This window comes from Pseudomonas putida (genome assembly GCF_002741075.1).
Lineage (GTDB): Bacteria > Pseudomonadota > Gammaproteobacteria > Pseudomonadales > Pseudomonadaceae > Aquipseudomonas > Aquipseudomonas putida_T.
In genome coordinates this window covers 2,212,367-2,229,343 of the sequence record NZ_CP016634.1, presented here as the reverse complement: position 1 = coordinate 2,229,343, position 16,977 = coordinate 2,212,367, and the positions used below count along the sequence as shown (strand labels likewise).

Below are 16,977 nucleotides of genomic sequence, written 5' to 3'. Positions count from 1 at the left end.
GCTCCTCAGACGCGTTCGAAGACAACGGCGATGCCTTGGCCGCCGCCGATGCACATGGTGGCCAGGGCGTAGCGGCCCTGGGTGCGCTGCAGTTCATGGATGGCTTTGGTGGCGATGATCGCGCCGGTGGCACCGACCGGGTGGCCGAGGGAGATGCCCGAACCGTTCGGGTTGACCTTCTCCGGGTCGAAGTCCAGGGCGCGGGCGACGGCGCAGGCCTGGGCGGCGAAGGCTTCGTTGGATTCGATCACGTCCAGGTCGTTGATGCTCAGGCCGGCCTTTTCCAGGACCTTGCGGGTGGCCGGGATCGGGCCCAGGCCCATCAGCTCCGGCTCGACGCCCGCGTGGGCGTATGCCACCAGGCGCGCCAAGGGCTTGAGGCCCAGGCGGCGAACCGCGTCACCGGTGGCCAGGACCAGGCCGGCGGCGCCGTCGTTGATGCCGCTGGCGTTGCCGGCGGTGACACTGCCGTCTTTCTTGAACACAGGCTTCATCCCGGCCAGTTGTTCGGCGGTCACTTCGCCACGCACATGCTCGTCGGTGGCGAACTGCACGCTGCCTTTACGGGTTTTCAGTTCGATCGGCACGATCTGGCTGGCAAAGCGGCCTTCGGCGATGGCACGGGCGGCGCGGCGCTGGCTGGTCAGAGCCAGTTCATCCTGCATCTCGCGGGTGATGCCAGCTTTGGCGGCGACGTTTTCGGCGGTGATGCCCATGTGGAAGTGCTCGAAGGGGTCCTGGAGCACGCCGACGGTGTAGTCGATGCCCTGAAGGTCACCCATTCGCGCGCCCCAGCGGGCTTGCGGCAGCAGGTAAGGGCCTCGGCTCATGGATTCGGCACCTGCGGCCAGGGCCACGTCGGTGTCACCCAGCAGCAGGGTCTGGGCCGCCGACACGATGGCCTGCAGGCCCGAGCCGCACAGGCGGTTGACGTTGAAGGCCGGGGTTTCCTTGGGCACGCCGGCGTTCATCGAGGCAACGCGGCTCAGGTAGGCATCGCGCGGCTCGGTCGGGATCACCGTGCCCATGACCACGTGGCCGATATCGCTGGCGGCCACGCCCGAGCGCTCGATGGCGGCGCGGGTGATAGCACTGGCCAGGTCGGCCAGCGGCAGGTCCTTGAGGGATCCGCCGAAACCACCGATGGCCGAACGGACTGCACTGACGACGTAGATTTCTGCGTTGCTCATTGAGGGCTCCGATTGCGAAGGCATGGCGGGACCGGCACAGGCTCTGCGAGAATGGCCGGCATTCCCGGAATGGACCGAGTCTAGGCAAACGCCCAGGCCCGGCCTATGCCGGATCTGTTCAGTAAACCTGGCATTTTTTGCCACCCAGCATAGACAGTGAAAACCAGCCATGCGCGATAGCGATTCGGTCGCGGTGTATTTTCTCAACGCCATGCTCCATGCCCTGCGCGAGCGCCCCACCGAGCGCGATGCCTACCTGCGCGGCGTGGGCATCGACCCGGCACTGCTCGAGCAGCCCCAGGCCAGGGTGCCGGCCAAGGCGTTCGCCCAGCTCTGGCTGGAGCTGATCCATGTGCTGGACGATGAGTTCTTTCACCTCGACAGCCATGGGATGCCCATCGGCAGCTTCGCGCTCATCTGTCGTGGGTTGATCCAGGAGCCGACCCTGGAAAAGGCCTTGCGTCAGTGCCTGGGTAACTTCGCCCTGTTCATGCGCGACCTGCGCGGGACGTTTTCGGTGCGTGGCGGGCGGGTGGTGATCAGCGTGCACTCGAGCATCGCCGACCCGTTGACGCGGGTCTATGCCGAGGAAACCTACCTGGTGCTGGTGGTCGGCTTATTGTGCTGGCTGGCCGGGCGGCGCATCGCCATCGATCGCACCGAGCTTGCCGTGGCGCGCCCGGCCCAGGAGGACGACACTTTGCTGTGGGGCCCGGACCTGCGCCTGGGCAGTGGGCGCACGGAGGTGGAGTTCGACAGTACCTACCTGCGCCTGCCGGTGGTGCAGGACCTGGCTGCGCTCAAGACTTTCCTGCGCAGCGCCCCCCAGGGGCTGGTGATTCGCTTTCGCAACCAGAACGGCCTGGCGGCCGTGGTCTATCGCCATCTGCGTGCCCGGCGTTACGGCCAATGGCCGACGCTCAACGCCATGGCCGAGCAGCAGGGCCTCAGTGCCAGCACCTTCCGTCGGCAACTGGAGCGCGAGGGGCGCTCCTACCAACAGATCAAGGATGAAGTGCGCCGGGCCATGGCTTTCGAGCGGTTGCGCGAAGGGGTGCTGAGCATCGCCGAAATCGCTGAGCAGACAGGCTTCCAGGAACCCAGCGCCTTCCATCGCGCTTTCAAGAAATGGACCGGTTACAGCCCGGGCAGCTACCGGGCGCGATTGGCCGATCGCACCCGCTAGGCGCTGTCAGTCGCGTAGCTCGCGTGCCAGGGCCTTGACCCGGGTCAGGTCACCCTTGGCGACTTTGGCGACGCGCTTGCCATAGTCGGGGTCAGCTTTGTAGAGGAACGACAGGATGATGTGCTTGCTGTCGTCATCGGCTCCCGCCAGGGACTGGCCAAAACTGTTCACCAGATCGCGCTGTTCCTGCTTGCTGTAGGAGCGGTACAGCTCGCCCGCCTGCTTGAAGTTCTGCTCCCGCGCGATCCCTTGTTGCTGGGTGCTGCCTGTCAGCGGCAGTTGGCTGTAGCGGGCCGACGCTGGGGTGGTGCGTGGCTGCAGGCGGCTGGGCTCGTAGTTGACCATGCTGCGAGTGCGGCCGTTGTCGTGGGCACCGTCCTGGTTACCGTTGTTCACGGCTGCCCGTGGCTGGTTGATCGGCAGGCTGGCTGCATTGGCGCCGACTCGGTACATCTGGGTGTCGGCGTAGGAGAACAGCCGACCTTGCAGCAGGCGATCTTCGGAAGGCTCGATGCCCGGGATGAGGTTGGACGGGGCCAGGGCAACCTGCTCGGTTTCCTGGAAGAAGTTGTCTACGTTGCGGTTGAGCACCATCTGGCCGACACGCCGCTCGGGCACATTGGGCCAGATCTTGGTTGGGTCCAGCGGGTCGAAGTCGAAGCCTGCCAACTGTTGGGGCTTGAGCGTCTGGATGTACAGGTCCCATTTGGGGTGCTCGCCGCGGCCAATGGCAGCCACCAGGTCTTGGGTCATGTGGTTGAAGTCCTGGCCCTGGATGCGTTCGACTTCTTTGGGCGCGAGGTTCTCGCGGCCTTGCAGGCTCTTCCAGCGGAACTTCACATAGGTGGTGTCGCCCTTGGCATTGATGAACTTGTAGGCGTGTACGCTGTTGCCGTCCATGTGCCGGTAGCTCTTGGGTGTGCCCTCGTTGGAATACAGCAGGGTGAGGGTGCGGGTGGCCTCGGGCATGTGCGAGAACAGGTCGAAGCGCCGGGCGTCATTGGCCAGGTTGGTACGTGGATCGGGTTTGAAGGCATGGACCATGTCGGGAAACTTGATCGCATCGCGGATGAAGAAGGTCGGGAAGTTGTTGCCGACCAGGTCCCAGTTGCCGGTGCTGGTGTAGAAGCGGGTGGCGAACCCACGAGGGTCGCGCAGGGTTTCCGGCGAATGCAGGCCGTGGACCACCGAGGAGAAACGCACGAATACCGGTGTCTTTTCACCCGGGGTGAACAGCGGGGCCTGGGTCAGGGCGGAGAGGTCTTCGAATGCGGTGAACTCGCCATGGGCGCCTGTGCCGCGGGCATGGACGACGCGTTCTGGAATACGCTCGCGATCGAAGCGTTGCAGCTTCTGGATGAGCTGCACATCCTGGAGCAGCACTGGGCCGCTAGCGCCGGCGGTCTGCGAGTGCTGGTTGTCGCCAACCGGGGCGCCGTTGTCGCGGGTCAGGGGGGCGGCGTGCAGGGTGGTGCTGGCAAGCAGCGTCGCTCCGAGCAGGCTCCCGACGAGGCGGGTGGAACGGGTTGCGGGCATGGATAGGTACCTGAAGGCTAATGATCGGGGGATCGATGCTATGGGGTACACATCCATGCTTCAGTCGGAGCGAACGTTATTTGTCGTGGCTGTTTTCAGGGCAGGGCGTCAGGCCGGCACCATGGCAAAGCCCACGCCGAAGCGATTCCAGGCATCGATGGTGGCGAGGGCCAGGGGCAGGTTGGCGACTTCGGCGGGCTCGAAGTGTTCCAGCAGGGCTTCGTACTCCGGTTGCGGCGCGCCACGCTCGGGCAGGCGGGTGAGGCATTCCAGCCAGGCGCAGAGGGTCTGCAGACGGGCCTCGGTCTCGCCGGCCTTGCGCGCATCATTGGCGTGCCTGTTGACGCAATAGGCGCAGCCGTTGATCTGCAAGGCATTGGGGCAGCGCACTGGCCTGGGTCATCCGTTAGCGTTTGGGCACGAACGGCCCGATAGCCAATCCCGCACTTTGCCAGGAGGCCAATCGGTCTATTCAGGTGGCCACTGACCCGCATCCAATCTCTTCATTTTTGCTGGCGCCGCCGAGCCGCGATAATGAACGGGTCTTGCACCAAGAGATTTCCTACGATGTCCGATGAACGTTTCATGCGCGAAGCCCTCGATCTGGCCCGCGCCAATATCCAGGCCGGCGGCCGGCCGTTCGGCGCCGTGCTGGTGTACCAGGGGAAAGTGCTGGCGCGTGCCGTCAATGAAATCCACAGCACCCAGGACCCGACCACCCACGCCGAAATGCAGGCGATACGCAAAGCGGCCCAGGCCCTGGGCCAGGCGCGTCTGGACGGCGCCGAGATCTACGCTAGCGGCCACCCATGCCCGATGTGCCTGGCCGCGATGCACCTGTGTGGCATCGAGCGCGCCTGGTTCGCCTACGACAATGACGAGGGCGAGCCCTACGGTCTGTCGACCGCGTCGGTCTACGCGCAGATGGCCCGCCCGCCCCAGCAGCAAAGCCTGCCCCTGCGGCCGCTCAAGCCTGCCGGCGAGGCCGACCTGTACCTTCAATGGAAGCAGGCGCACCAGGCATGAGAGGTGCACTGAACCTGTTGCTGGTGCTGTTGCTGGCACTGAACCTGCGGCCGATCCTCACCAGCATCGGCCCTTTGCTCGAACCGATGCGCGCGAGCACGGGCCTGGGCTACCAGCAGGCTGCGCTGCTGACGGCCCTGCCAGTGCTGTGCATGGGCCTGATCCCGTTGCTGCAACCCTGGTTGCGGCGTTGGCTGAGCGAGCATGGCGGCATGCTCATGGGCCTTGCGGCGATCGCCTTGGCTTGTCTGTGGCGTTGGCAATTGAGCAGCGCCTGGGCGCTGATCGCCAGTGCAGTGCTGGCCGGCCTTGGCGTGGCCGTGGTCCAGGGCATGATGCCGGGGCTGGTCAACCGTTGGTTCCCCACGCGTCTGGCCACCACCATGGGCTTGTACTCAGCGGCATTGATGAGCGGCGGCGGCCTGGCGGCGGTGCTGGGCCCGTCGATCAGTGCGGCGACTGGACGCTGGCAGGTGGGCCTGGGCGTCTGGGCCCTGCCGGCGGTCCTGGCGGTGCTAGCGTGGCTGGTGCTGCGACCACGGCACAACACGCCGAAGCTCGCCGGTGGCGGTGGCGGGCATTGGTTCGGCAATCGCCGGGCCTGGCTGCTGGCCAGCTACTTCGGGCTGATCAATGGCGGCTATACCAGTATGGTGGCGTGGTTGCCGGCCTATCACATCGAGCATGGCGGTACTGCGCAGGGTGGCGGCGAGTTGGTTGGGCTGATGACTATCTTCCAGGTTACCGGTGCCCTGGGGCTGCCGCTGTTGCTGCGCAGCCTGGCGGACCGTCGGCCAGGCCTGTGGCTGGCGCTGTCGATCCAGTTGGGAGGCTTTCTGGGCCTGCTGCTGGCGCCGACCCTGGCCATGGGCGTGTGGGTGGCGATGATCGGCCTGGGCCTGGGCGCCTGCTTCAGCCTGAGCCTGACCTTGACCCTGGAGCATCTGCGCAAGGATCCGGCTCAAGCCGGGAGCCTGGCCGCGTTCGTCCAGGGCATCGGCTTCATCATCACCGGGATCATTCCCTACCTGACCGGCTGGCTGCGCGATGTCAGTGGCGACTTCCAGGCCTCCTGGACCTTGCTCACCATCACTGTGGTGGCGATGCTGCTGGTGACGGCGCGCTTCGCCCCACGCGGCTATGTCGCCGCCATCGCTCGCCCCGGTCACCCGGTTTCAGCCGTCAACTGAGGCCTTGCAGGGTGTCGCGCACGCGATCCAACGCGGTGTCGATATCCAGCAGCGCGGTGCGACGCCGCTCGCTCATCGGCATGCCCAGCGGGAACTGGTGGGGCGGCGTGACGTAGATGGTAGGGCGGCATCGACGATCTCGACCCAATGCCGAACCGGTGTACGGCCGGCGCTGTCCAGGTGCGTCTGGCAGCCGATGTTCGCCGTGGCGATGAGCTGGGGATTACCGCTTTCCAGCGCCGTCAGGCGTTGGTCGCGCAGTTGGCGCGACAGTGTGGGTTGGGTCAAGGAGTAGGTCCCGGCCGAGCCGCAGCACAAATGGCCGTCCGGCACCGGGGTGAGGGTGAAGCCCAGGCGTGTCAGCAACTGCTCCACCGCACCGCCGAGCTTCAGGGCGTGCTGCAAAGTGCAGGGGCAATGAAAGGCCAGGCGCTGCTCGGCGCACAGGCCCAGTTGGTCGAGGGGCTCGGCCAGCACCACTTCCACCAGGTCCCGGGCCAGTGCGCTGATTCGCGCGGCTTTGGCAGCGTAGCGCGGGTCGTTGGCCAGCAGGTGGCCGTAGTCACGCACGAAGGCGCCGCAACCACTGGCTGTCTGCACGATGGCTTCGGCGCCGGCTTCGATGGCTGGCCACCAGGCGTCGATGTTGCGCCGGGCTCGGGTCAGGCCTTGTTCCTGGGCGTTGAGGTGGTAGTCCACCGCGCCACAACAGCCGGCTGCGGCCACCGGCTGCACACTGATCCCCAGGCGATCCAACAGACGCGCGGCCGCGGCGTTGGTATTGGGCGAGAGGGCGGGCTGGACGCACCCTTCGAGCAGCAACACTCGTCGAGCATGCCGTGGGGCGGGGCGCTGGCCGGGGGCGGCGATCCGGGCAGGCAGTTTGGCCTTGAGCACGCCTGGTAATAGCGGACGCAGGGCCTGACCGGTGCGGGTCAGGGCCTTGAACAACGAAGGATGCGGCACCACGGCGCGCAGGCCCAGGCGCAACAGACGCTCGCCCAGCGGGCGGGGAACCTGTTGCTCGACCACGGGGCGACCGATGTCCAGCAGGTCGTGGTATTTCACGCCCGAGGGGCAGGTCGTTTCGCAATTGCGACAGCTCAGGCAGCGATCCAGGTGCAACTGGGTGCTGGCGGTGACCGGCTCGCCCTCTAGAACCTGCTTGATCAGGTAGATGCGCCCGCGCGGGCCATCGAGTTCATCGCCGAGCAACTGGTAGGTGGGGCAGGTGGCGGTGCAGAAGCCACAGTGCACGCAACTGCGCAAGATGCGTTCGGCCTCGTCGCCGCGTGGCAGGCGCTTGGTGGCCTCGCTCAGGTTGGTTTGCATGGCGTGGCCTCACAGGTCCGGGTACAGGCGCCCAGGGTTGAAAATGCCCTGGGGGTCGAGTTGCCGCTTGAGGGCGCGGTGGTAGCGCATCAACGGGGCAGGCAGCGGGGGTGTGCTGTCTTCGCCGGGCGCATAGGCGGTGGCATGGCCGCCGATCTGGGCCACTTGTGCACGTATTTGCTCTGCCGTGGCCGGCGACTTCAACCAGCGCTGGGCGCCGCCCCAGTCGATCAGTTGCCGGCCGGGCAGCGCGAGCGGGCCCGTGGCGGTAGGCACCGAGAGTCGCCACAGCGGTGCTGGATGGTCGAAAAAGGCCAGGCGTTGTTCGCGCAGCGCTTCCCAGAAGAGGCTTTCGACCGCCTCGCCGCCCAGCCGCTGGCGCGCTGATGCTACCGAGCCTTCACCGCCCTCCAAGCGCAGATAAAGCGCCTCGCCGTCGTGGCACGCGGCGCTGATCGGCAGCGGTTGCTGGCCCCATTCGGCGAGCGCGTCCAATGCCTGGCGTGGGCTCACTTCCAGGCGCAGGCTCATGCATTGACGTGGCCGTGGCAGCACCTTCAACGACACCTCGGTAAGCAGCCCCAGGCAGCCGAAGCTGCCGACCATCAGCCGCGAAACATCGTAGCCGGCGACGTTCTTCATCACCTCGCCGCCAAAGCGCAACAGCTTGCCGTGGCCGGTGATGACGCGGGTGCCGAGTACGTAGTCGCGCACCGCACCGACCCAAGGCCTGCGGGGGCCGGACAGGCCGGCGGCGACCATGCCGCCGAGGGTGGCGTCCGGGCCATGGTGAGGCGGCTCGCAGGGCAGCATCTGGCCGGCCTCGTGCAGCGCCGCGTCGATCTCGCGCAGGGGCGTGCCGGCGCGGGCGGTGAGGACCAGTTCGGTGGGGTCGTAGTGCACGATGCCGCGGTGGCTGCGGGTGTCGAGGACTTCTCCGGCCACAGGACAGCCGAGCATGGCTTTGCTGTTGCCGCCCTGGATGCGCAGGGGCGTGTCCATCGCCAGCGCCTGATTGACCTGCTCGAGCAGGTCCTGGCTCGTGTCGCGGTCCGGGCTCATCAGAAACGCTCCAGGTCAGGAAAGGGCAGTTGGCCCTGGTGGACGTGCAGGGCGCCGAACTCGGCGCAGCGGTGCAGGGTGGGGATGTTCTTGCCAGGGTTGAGCAGGCCTTTGGGGTCGAACGCGGCCTTGACCGCATGGAACAGGGTGATTTCGTCCGCGCTGAACTGGGCGCACATCTGGTTGATCTTTTCGCGCCCGACACCGTGCTCGCCAGTGATGCTGCCGCCGGCCGCCACGCACAGCTCCAGGATCTTGCCGCCGATGGTCTCGGCGCGCTCCAGCTCGCCGGGGAGGTTGGCATCGAACAGGATCAGCGGGTGCATGTTGCCGTCGCCGGCATGGAACACGTTGGCGACCCGCAGGCCGTGCTCTTTGGACAACTCGGCGATGCCCTTGAGCACCCGGGGCAGTTCGCGGCGGGGGATGGTGCCGTCCATGCAGTAGTAGTCCGGTGAAATGCGCCCCACCGCTGGGAAGGCATTCTTGCGCCCGGCCCAGAAACGCACGCGTTCGGCCTCGTCGCAGGCCAGGCGCACGTCGCTGGCGCCGGCCTGGCGCAGGACGGCGGCAACGCGTTCGCAGTCGTCCTGCACATCGGACTCCACACCATCCAGCTCGCACAGCAGGATCGCTGCCGCCTCCACCGGGTAGCCGGCATGGATGAAATCTTCGGCGGCGCGGATGGCCAGGTTATCCATCATCTCCAGGCCACCCGGGATGATGCCGGCGGCGATGATGTCGGCGACCGCGCCACCGGCTTTCTCGACGCTGTCGAAGCTGGCCAACAGCACTCGCGCCACCTGGGGCTTGGGCAGCAGCTTGACGGTGACTTCGATGACAATGCCGAGCATGCCTTCGGACCCTGTGAACAACGCCAGCAGGTCGAAACCGGGGCTGTCGAGGGCATCGCTGCCGAGGGTCAGGTGTTCGCCTTCGATGGTGAGGATGTCCACCTTGAGCAGGTTGTGCACGGTCAGGCCGTATTTGAGGCAATGCACACCGCCGGCGTTTTCGGCGACGTTGCCGCCGATCGAGCAGGCAATCTGGGAGGAAGGGTCCGGCGCGTAGTACAGGCCATGGGGGGCCGCCGCCTGGGAAATGGCCAGGTTGCGCACGCCGGGCTGGACCCTGGCGTAACGCCCTTGCGGGTTGACCTCCAGGATGCGGTTGAAGCGCGCCATCACCAAGAGGACGCCCTGGGCCAGGGGCAGGGCGCCGCCAGAGAGCCCCGTGCCGGCGCCACGCGCCACCACCGGCACGCCACGTTGATGGCATAGATGCAGCAGGGTCTGGACCTGTTCGAGACGTTCGGGCAGCACCACCAGCAGCGGCACGGTGCGGTAGGCGGACAGGCCATCGCATTCGTAGGGTTTGAGGTCTTCGGCGTGGTGAAGGATCTGAAGATCCGGCAGGGCGTCGTGCAGGGCTGCCAACAAGGCAGCCTTGTCCACGGTGGGCAGGGGGCCGTCCAGGTGTTCGTCGTAGAGAATACTCATGGCTCGGCTTCACGCCCCCCGTGGGAGGGCGGTTGAGCCTTGGGATGACAGCGGCATGGGTTTGGGTCTCTTGTGCTTGTCGTCAAGAGACCAGCCTAGACCACTGTGACTGTTACAGGTCGAGCACCAGACGCGCGCTGCGGGCGCGCGAGACGCACAGCATCATGGTCTGCTGGGAGGCCTTTTCCTCGTCGCTCAGGTACTGGTCGAAATGTTCGGCCTCGCCTTCGAGGATCGCGGTTTCGCAGGTGCCACACACGCCTTCGCGGCACAGGCACTCGACCTTGGCGGCCTTGGACTTCTCGATGGCCTGGAGGATGCTCATGCCTTCCTCGACCTGCAGTTCGGTCCCGGACTTGGCCAGCACCACGGTGAACGCAGCACCGGCGGCGGGCGCGGCGGCGGCGAACTGCTCCCAGTGCACGCGCGTGTCATCGATGCCTGCGGCGGCGGCGGTGGCGATGACCGCGTCGATCAGCGGCTTGGGGCCGCAGACATACAGGTGCGCGTCGTCGGCCAGGCCCGCGCACAGGCCGGCCAGGTCCAGCTTGCTGTCCAGGCTGTCGATGTAGAAGCGGGTGCTTTGCGCATGCGGGCCGCTTTCCAGCTCACCCTGGAAGGCGCCGTGCTCCGGGGCGCGGAAGGCGTAGTGCAACTCGTAGGGGGTATCGCCGCCTTCGAGTTCGTGCAACTGCGCCAGGAACGGGGTGATGCCGATGCCGCCTGCGATCAGCACGTGGCGGCCAGCCGCAGGGTCCAGGGCGAAGAGGTTGTTGGGGGTGGAGATGGTCAGTTCGGTGCCCACCTCGACCTGGTTGTGCATGAAGGCCGAGCCGCCCTTGGATTGCTCTTCCAGGCGCACACCGATCTGGTAGCTGGCCAGGTTTCGTGGGTCGCTCATCAGCGAGTAGGCGTTGCTGAACTGGTTGCCGCAGGCTGACTGCATCTGCACGATGACGTGGCTGCCGCCGGTGAAGGCGGGCAGGGTGGCGCCGTCTTCGCGGGCCAGGGTGAAGCGCTTGATCAGCGGCGTGGCCTGTTCCACGTCGGTGACACGCACCTTGAACATTTCGTATTGCTTGGCCATGGTTCACCTCGACTTGCAGATCACGCGGCAGGCCCTGCCGCGTGGCACAGATACTGGCTCGCTCAGACGGCGAGGCACAGGTACTTGATTTCCAGATAATCCTCGATGCCGTACTTGGAGCCTTCGCGGCCCAGGCCCGATTGTTTGACGCCACCGAATGGCGCGACCTCGTTGGAGATCAGCCCGGTGTTGATGCCGACCATGCCGTACTCCAGGCGCTCGGCCACGCGGAACACTCGGGCCAGGTCGCGGCTGTAGAAGTACGCCGCCAGGCCGTATTGAGTGGCGTTGGCCAGCTCGATCACTTCGTCATCGGTGGTGAAGCGCACCAAGGCGGCCACCGGGCCGAAGATTTCCTCCTGCAGCAGCTCCATGCCCGGGGCGATGTCGGCGAGCACGGTCGGCTCGAAGAACTGCCCGCCCAGTGCGTGGGCCTTACCGCCCAGCAGCACGCTGGCGCCTTTGCCGGTGGCGTCGTCGATCAGGCTGCGCACCTTGGCCACGGCCTTGTCGCTGATCAGCGGGCCGATCTGCGTGCCTTCGGTGTTGCCATGGCCGACGGCCAGGGCGCGCACGCGCTCGACGAAGCGCTGAGCGAAGCGCTCGTAGACGCTGTCGTGGACATAGAAGCGGTTGACGCACACGCAGGTCTGCCCGGCGTTGCGGTACTTGGCGATCAGCGCGCCCTCGACGGCCGCCTCGATGTCGGCGTCATCGAAGACGATGAACGGGGCGTTGCCACCGAGTTCCAGGCTGACCTTCTTGATGGTTTCGGCGCACTGGCCCATGAGCAGGCGACCCACCGGGGTGGAGCCGGTGAAGCTGAGCTTGCGCACGCTCGGGTGGCCGGTGAACTGGGCGCCGATGGCTGGGGCATCGCCGGTGACCACACTGAACACACCGGCAGGGATGCCAGCGCGCTCGGCCAGCTCCGCCAGGGCCAGGGCGCTGAACGGGGTCTCGTTGGCCGGCTTGACCACGATGGTGCAGCCGGCGGCCAGGGCCGGCGCGACCTTGCGGGTGATCATCGCCGCCGGGAAGTTCCAGGGGGTGATCGCGGTGCACACGCCGATGCCCTGCTTGATCACCAGCAGGCGCTTGTCGTTGGCCGGGCTTGGGATCACGTCGCCATAGACGCGTTTGCCTTCTTCGGCGAACCATTCGACGAAGGAGGCGGCGTAGCGGATCTCGCCGAGGGCTTCGTGCAGGGGCTTACCCTGTTCACGGGTCATCAGCTGGGCGAGGTCCTGCTCGTGTTCGAGCAGCAGTTCGAACCAACGGCGCAGGATGTTCGCCCGCTCTTTGGCGGTACGGCCGCGCCAGTCGGCCAGGGCCGCTTCGGCGGCTTCGATGGCGCGCACGGCTTCGGCGCCGCCCATCAGGGGTACGTGGCCGAGCAGCTCGCCGCTGGCCGGGTCATTGACCGCCAGGGTCTGGCCGCTGTCGGCGTCGCACCAGCGCCCGTCGATGTAGGCTTGCTGGCGCAGCAGTGTGGTGTCTTGAAGTTTCACGCAAGGCTCTCCGAAGGCCGCCGACCCGCAAGCCGGCGGCCGGGCGCATCAGTCCAGGTGGGCGACGGCGATCAGGTTGTGGAAGTGGGCGATGCCATGCTCGCTCACGCCGCTGCGTTGCTGGTCGACCATGATCCGGCCTTGGCCGCGGTAGCCACGGGATTTCAGGCCTTTCTGCACGCTTTCGACCAGGCGCAGGTCTTCTGGGCGGAAGACTTCGCGGTACCAGTCGATCAGCTTGAGCTGCTCTTCGGTCAGGTCTTTGTTCAGGAAATAGATGTCGTAGTGCTGCAGGGTGGTTTCGGCATCGACCGGGAACTCATAGATCACGGTCATGAAGTTGGCGCCTGGCGGCACGTTGAACATGGTGCACGGCCAGGCCCAGAAACCGGCGAACGATGGGTCCTTGACGGTCTCGTCGAACTTGAACGACTGTTCCGATGGCGTGGCCACGCCGTATTGCAGGGTCCAGTTGCCGAACAGGGTGTGGCTGTACTGGCCGACGTCCACGGAGTCGGAGAAGCCTGGGTGGGCCGGGGCGCAGTGGTAGCACTCCAGGTAGTTGTCGACGATCGACTTCCAGTTGGCCGGGGTGTCGCTGACGAAACGGGCGGCCAGGTGCAGGTCATCGATCACGGCACAGGCTTCGCGCATGCGCTTGGCCAGGCCCGGCAGTTGGTCTTCGACACTGCCGGCGTCCATGTCCATGTTGATGTAGATGAAGCCTGCGTACTCTTCGACGCGCAGCTGCACCAGGGTGGAGTTTTCCTTGTTGAAGTTGACCACGTTCTCGCAGTTGCGGGCGTGGGCCAGCTCGCCGTCGAGCTTGAAGGTCCAGGCGTGGTACGGGCAGGTGATGACGTTCTTGGCCTTGCCGCTGCCTTCGAGCAGTTGGTGACCGCGGTGTGGGCAGACGTTGTAGAAGGCACGCAGTACGTCGTCGCGGCCACGCACGACGATGATGCTTTCGCCGATCACCTGGCGGGTGATGTAGGCGTTCTTCTCGGCGACTTCGCTGCGGTGACCGACGCAGATCCAGCTCTTGGCGAAGATCGCTTCCTTCTCATGTTCGAACACGGCGGCCTGGGTGTAGAAGTTGGCCGGCAGGGTATAGGCTTCTTCAGGGTTGGCACAGAAATCAGCGGGCAGGCGTTTGAAATCGTTCATGGCTCTATCTCGTTTTACTTATTGGTTAACGCGTATCTACTAGTTAACAAGTCGGGCAAAAAAATTTGTCGGACGCTTCAGGGCTGCCGTGCAGCCCATTGCAGGCTTCGCCAGCTCGTACACAAGAGACTGGCGAGGCCATGGGTCATATGGTCAATGCAGGGCAGCGGCGCTGCGCGCTACCTGATGCTCCGGCTCTTCGCCGGCCAGGCGTGCGGCCTCTTCTTCGATACGGTAGGCCGGAACCTGGCCGTAGTCGGCGGCGAGCCACTTGAAGAAGCCGTAGATCTTCACCAGCAGGATCACCATGAAAGGAATCGCGGTGAGGACCACAGCGGTCTTCATGGTCGACAGCGAGGCCTTGGCGAACAGCATGGCCAGCGGCACCAGGGTCAGCACGATGCACCAGAACAGACGCAAGGTCGGGGTCGGATCCTCGCCTTCGCGCAGGTTGCGGGTGCTGGTGGCGGCCACGGCATAGGCCGCAGCGTCCATGTGCGAGGCGCAGAACACCGCCATGATGAACAGGTACACCGCCAGGAACAGAGTGCCCCATGGCAGGGCCAGCAACAGGTCGGTCACTGCGGCTTCACCACCGACGGTGCTGAGCAGCTTCGGCACGTCGATCTGCCCGTTGATGAACTGGTGCATGCTGTAGCTTTCCAGCGCGCCGAAGAAGAACCAGCACCCGAAGCTGCCACCCAGCAGCAGGGCGAACACCACTTCCTTGATCTGACGGCCGCGCGAGACACGGGCGACGAACATGGCGACGCCTGGGGCGTAGGAAACCCACCACAGCCAGTAGAACACGGTCCAGTTGCGCGTGAAGGCGCCGTCACCGGCAGGGTCGGTGAACAGGCTCATATGCACGTACTGCTGGATCATCAGGCCGATGGCGTTGGCGGTGTTGTTGACGGTGAACTGGGTCGGGCCGACCAGCAGCACCACCAAGGCGAACAACAGGGCGCCGATACAGACCATCTTCGACAGGCGCTGCAGGCCGCCGTCGATGCCGATGTAGGAGCTGAGCGAGAACAGCAGGGCCACCGCACCGATCACCATCAGTTGCACGGTGAAGGTGTTGGGGGTGCCGGCCAGATCCGACAGGCCGCGGGTCAGGGTCGAGGCGGTGAGGGCCAGGGAAACGGTCAGCGCGCCCATCATGGTCAGCAGGAAGATCAAATCGACGGTGCGACCCACAGGGCCGGTGGCCTTGAAGCCGGTCACCGCTTCGATGATCGAGGCCAGGTTCAGCCCGCTCTTCTTGCGTACATGGAAGTGGTAGGCCATGGCCAGCGAGGCCAGGGCGTAGATCGACCAGGCGCTGATGCCCCAGTGGAAGAACGAGTAACTGACGCTGTACTCCAGTGCCTGGGCCGACATCGGGGCGATGTTCAGGCCAGGGGTCTGGTAGTAGTAGGCCCATTCCATCACGCCCCAGTACAGGGTCGAGGAACCCATGCCGGCGCAGATGAACATGAAGACCCAGGTCGCGGTGGAATATTCAGGCTTGCCAGCGCCCAGGCGGATGTTGCCGTACTTGCTGAAGGCAAGGTACAGCACGGCCAGGGAGCTGCCGAACACCAGCACCTGAACGCTGGTGCCGAAGGTACGGGTGGACAGTTCGAACAGTTGGTTGGCCATGCTTTCCGCTTGCGCGGGATACAGAGCAAGGCCGATGACAGTGAGCAGTACGGCGATGAGGCTCACGGTGATCAGGAACACGTCAATCTTTTTATTGTTGTGGGACATCAATTGTCTCCTGGAGCGTTTGGAGTGCTAAGCGCTAGGGAAGTCCATGTCAGATAAAGCTTTTTTCCTCGACTGTTAACCAAAAGTTAACGCATATCTTTTGGTTAACGAAGTGTGCATTGAATAGGGGCGAACTGCAATAGGATCGTCAGACAATCTGATGGTTGGTGGGGCCTCTTTCGCGGCTGAACCCGCGCCTACAGGTTGGTGTGCCTGTGGGAGCGGGTGGCCACGAGCAAGGCGCTGTCGAATCAGGCGCCCAGCAGCTCGGCGATGGCCTTGCCGACTTCCTGGGTGGAGCGGCTGCCGCCCATGTCGCGGGTGGTATCGCCGTTGGCGATGACGGTCTCGATGGCCTTGAGGATGTCGTCGTGAGCGGCCTGGTAACGGGCGTCGTCACCGTCCTTGCCCAGGAACTCGAGCATCAGCGCGCCGGACCAGATCATGGCGATCGGGTTGGCGATGTTCTTGCCGTAGATGTCCGGGGCCGAGCCATGGACCGGTTCGAACAGCGATGGGAACTTGCGCTCCGGGTTGAGGTTGGCCGACGGCGCGATGCCGATGGTGCCGGCGCAGGCGGGGCCCAGGTCCGAAAGGATGTCGCCGAACAGGTTGGAGGCCACCACCACATCGAAACGCTCCGGCTGCAGCACGAAACGGGCGCAGAGGATGTCGATGTGCTGTTTGTCCCAGCTGATCTCGGGGTAGTTGGCTGCCATGGCGGCGGTGCGCTCGTCCCAGTACGGCATGCTCACGGCCATGCCATTGGACTTGGTAGCGGAGGTGACGTGCTTGCGCTCGCGGGTCTGGGCCACGTCGAAGGCGTATTTGAGGATGCGGTCGACGCCACGGCGGGTGAACACCGATTCCTGCAGGACGAACTCGTTCTCGGTGTTTTCGAACATCCGGCCACCCAGCGAGGAATACTCACCTTCGGTGTTCTCGCGGATCACCACGAAGTCGATGTCGCCCGGTTGCTTGTTGGCCAGCGGGCAGGGCACGCCAGGGAACAGGCGAACGGGGCGGATGTTCACGTACTGATCGAAGTCACGGCGGAACTTGAGCAGCGAGCCCCACAGGGAGATGTGGTCCGGGACTTTGTCTGGCCAGCCGACCGCACCGAAGTACAGGGCGTCGAAGCCCTTGAGCTGTTCGAACCAGTCGTCGGGCATCATCTTGCCGTGAGCCAGGTAGTAGTCGCAGCTGGCCCACTCGAAGAATTCGATCTCAAGGTTCAGGCCATGCTTGCGGGCGGCGGCTTCGACCACACGGATGCCTTCGGGGAGGACTTCGTTGCCGATGCCGTCACCGGGGATGGCGGCGATTTTGAAAGTCTTGCTCATGGGGGCGCACTCGCTGTTCTGGGTAACGGATGCTGGCCATGCTATAAGGACGCGAACCGGAGATAATCCGGTGAATCATCAATTCTTGGTGCACGA

At 65.2% G+C, this 16,977-nt stretch carries 13 protein-coding genes and 1 pseudogene; 3 read left to right on the top strand and 11 right to left on the bottom strand.

All coding sequences use genetic code 11. The features are described from left to right. Positions 1 to 5: 5 nt before the first annotated feature. Positions 6 to 1,190, bottom strand: coding sequence for an acetyl-CoA C-acyltransferase family protein (locus tag IEC33019_RS10255; RefSeq protein WP_070094091.1), 1,185 nt, complete (start codon positions 1,188 to 1,190; stop codon positions 6 to 8). 169 nt (positions 1,191 to 1,359) lie between these two features. Between IEC33019_RS10255 and IEC33019_RS10250 the strand changes: the two genes are divergently transcribed. Continuing rightward, positions 1,360 to 2,376 (top strand): AraC family transcriptional regulator, encoded by a 1,017-nt coding sequence (locus IEC33019_RS10250; protein WP_070094090.1) that lies wholly within the window; start codon positions 1,360 to 1,362, stop codon positions 2,374 to 2,376. Between the two features lie 6 nt (positions 2,377 to 2,382). Here the strand turns inward: IEC33019_RS10250 and IEC33019_RS10245 are convergent, their stop codons facing one another. Further along, positions 2,383 to 3,912, bottom strand: a complete 1,530-nt coding sequence (locus IEC33019_RS10245; protein ID WP_070094089.1) for a catalase — start codon at positions 3,910 to 3,912, stop codon at positions 2,383 to 2,385. 108 nt (positions 3,913 to 4,020) lie between these two features. Then, positions 4,021 to 4,287: pseudogene (locus tag IEC33019_RS10240) on the bottom strand (carboxymuconolactone decarboxylase family protein); the annotation flags it as partial. Positions 4,288 to 4,479: 192 nt separating this feature from the next. Between IEC33019_RS10240 and IEC33019_RS10235 the strand changes: the two are divergent. Both IEC33019_RS10235 and IEC33019_RS10230 read left to right on the top strand, forming a co-directional pair. Continuing rightward, positions 4,480 to 4,938, top strand: coding sequence for a nucleoside deaminase (locus tag IEC33019_RS10235; protein WP_070094088.1), 459 nt, complete (start codon positions 4,480 to 4,482; stop codon positions 4,936 to 4,938). Then, positions 4,935 to 6,128: a cyanate transporter gene (locus tag IEC33019_RS10230; protein ID WP_099593397.1), complete on the top strand. Its 1,194-nt coding sequence runs from the start codon at positions 4,935 to 4,937 to the stop codon at positions 6,126 to 6,128. Before IEC33019_RS10235 ends, IEC33019_RS10230 begins: the two co-directional genes overlap by 4 nt. Positions 6,129 to 6,200: 72 nt before the next feature. Here the strand turns inward: IEC33019_RS10230 and glcF are convergent, their stop codons facing one another. The 8 genes from glcF to IEC33019_RS10190 all read right to left on the bottom strand — a co-directional run bounded on the left by glcF (position 6,201) and on the right by IEC33019_RS10190 (position 16,881). Continuing rightward, on the bottom strand, positions 6,201 to 7,460 hold the full coding sequence (glcF, locus tag IEC33019_RS10225) for a glycolate oxidase subunit GlcF (protein ID WP_099593395.1): 1,260 nt from the start codon (positions 7,458 to 7,460) through the stop codon (positions 6,201 to 6,203). A gap of 9 nt (positions 7,461 to 7,469) precedes the next feature. Continuing rightward, a complete protein-coding gene (gene glcE / locus IEC33019_RS10220; protein WP_070094085.1) occupies positions 7,470 to 8,522 on the bottom strand; it encodes a glycolate oxidase subunit GlcE in 1,053 nt (350 codons plus the stop codon). Next, the gene (gene glcD / locus IEC33019_RS10215; protein ID WP_070094084.1) at positions 8,522 to 10,021 is read right to left on the bottom strand and encodes a glycolate oxidase subunit GlcD; all 1,500 of its coding nucleotides are present in this window, start codon (positions 10,019 to 10,021) and stop codon (positions 8,522 to 8,524) included. Before glcD ends, glcE begins: the two co-directional genes overlap by 1 nt. Before the next feature lie 112 nt (positions 10,022 to 10,133). Further along, complete coding sequence (locus IEC33019_RS10210; protein ID WP_099593393.1) at positions 10,134 to 11,108, bottom strand: PDR/VanB family oxidoreductase; 975 nt, start codon at positions 11,106 to 11,108, stop codon at positions 10,134 to 10,136. A 62-nt stretch (positions 11,109 to 11,170) separates the two neighbouring features. Next, positions 11,171 to 12,619, bottom strand: coding sequence for an NAD-dependent succinate-semialdehyde dehydrogenase (locus tag IEC33019_RS10205; protein WP_070094082.1), 1,449 nt, complete (start codon positions 12,617 to 12,619; stop codon positions 11,171 to 11,173). Between the two features lie 48 nt (positions 12,620 to 12,667). Continuing rightward, entirely contained in the window at positions 12,668 to 13,786 is a 1,119-nt protein-coding gene (locus IEC33019_RS10200) for an aromatic ring-hydroxylating oxygenase subunit alpha (RefSeq protein WP_070094081.1), read from the bottom strand. Between the two features lie 153 nt (positions 13,787 to 13,939). After that, a complete protein-coding gene (locus IEC33019_RS10195; protein WP_070094080.1) occupies positions 13,940 to 15,538 on the bottom strand; it encodes a BCCT family transporter in 1,599 nt (532 codons plus the stop codon). A 251-nt stretch (positions 15,539 to 15,789) separates the two neighbouring features. Next, a complete protein-coding gene (locus IEC33019_RS10190; protein ID WP_070094079.1) occupies positions 15,790 to 16,881 on the bottom strand; it encodes a tartrate dehydrogenase in 1,092 nt (363 codons plus the stop codon). Between the last annotated feature and the right edge of the window lie 96 nt (positions 16,882 to 16,977).

What these genes read in the sequence shown, in the direction of transcription:
- IEC33019_RS10255 (WP_070094091.1), bottom strand. Translation starts at nt 1,190, where the DNA reads ATGAGCAACGCAGAAATCTACGTCGTCAGTGCAGTCCGTTCGGCCATC.
- IEC33019_RS10250 (WP_070094090.1), top strand. Translation starts at nt 1,360, where the DNA reads ATGCGCGATAGCGATTCGGTCGCGGTGTATTTTCTCAACGCCATGCTC.
- glcE (WP_070094085.1), bottom strand. Translation starts at nt 8,522, where the DNA reads ATGAGCCCGGACCGCGACACGAGCCAGGACCTGCTCGAGCAGGTCAAT.
- IEC33019_RS10235 (WP_070094088.1), top strand. Translation starts at nt 4,480, where the DNA reads ATGTCCGATGAACGTTTCATGCGCGAAGCCCTCGATCTGGCCCGCGCC.
- IEC33019_RS10200 (WP_070094081.1), bottom strand. Translation starts at nt 13,786, where the DNA reads ATGAACGATTTCAAACGCCTGCCCGCTGATTTCTGTGCCAACCCTGAA.
- glcF (WP_099593395.1), bottom strand. Translation starts at nt 7,460, where the DNA reads ATGCAAACCAACCTGAGCGAGGCCACCAAGCGCCTGCCACGCGGCGAC.
- glcD (WP_070094084.1), bottom strand. Translation starts at nt 10,021, where the DNA reads ATGAGTATTCTCTACGACGAACACCTGGACGGCCCCCTGCCCACCGTG.
- IEC33019_RS10230 (WP_099593397.1), top strand. Translation starts at nt 4,935, where the DNA reads ATGAGAGGTGCACTGAACCTGTTGCTGGTGCTGTTGCTGGCACTGAAC.
- IEC33019_RS10195 (WP_070094080.1), bottom strand. Translation starts at nt 15,538, where the DNA reads ATGTCCCACAACAATAAAAAGATTGACGTGTTCCTGATCACCGTGAGC.
- IEC33019_RS10210 (WP_099593393.1), bottom strand. Translation starts at nt 11,108, where the DNA reads ATGGCCAAGCAATACGAAATGTTCAAGGTGCGTGTCACCGACGTGGAA.
- IEC33019_RS10190 (WP_070094079.1), bottom strand. Translation starts at nt 16,881, where the DNA reads ATGAGCAAGACTTTCAAAATCGCCGCCATCCCCGGTGACGGCATCGGC.
- IEC33019_RS10245 (WP_070094089.1), bottom strand. Translation starts at nt 3,912, where the DNA reads ATGCCCGCAACCCGTTCCACCCGCCTCGTCGGGAGCCTGCTCGGAGCG.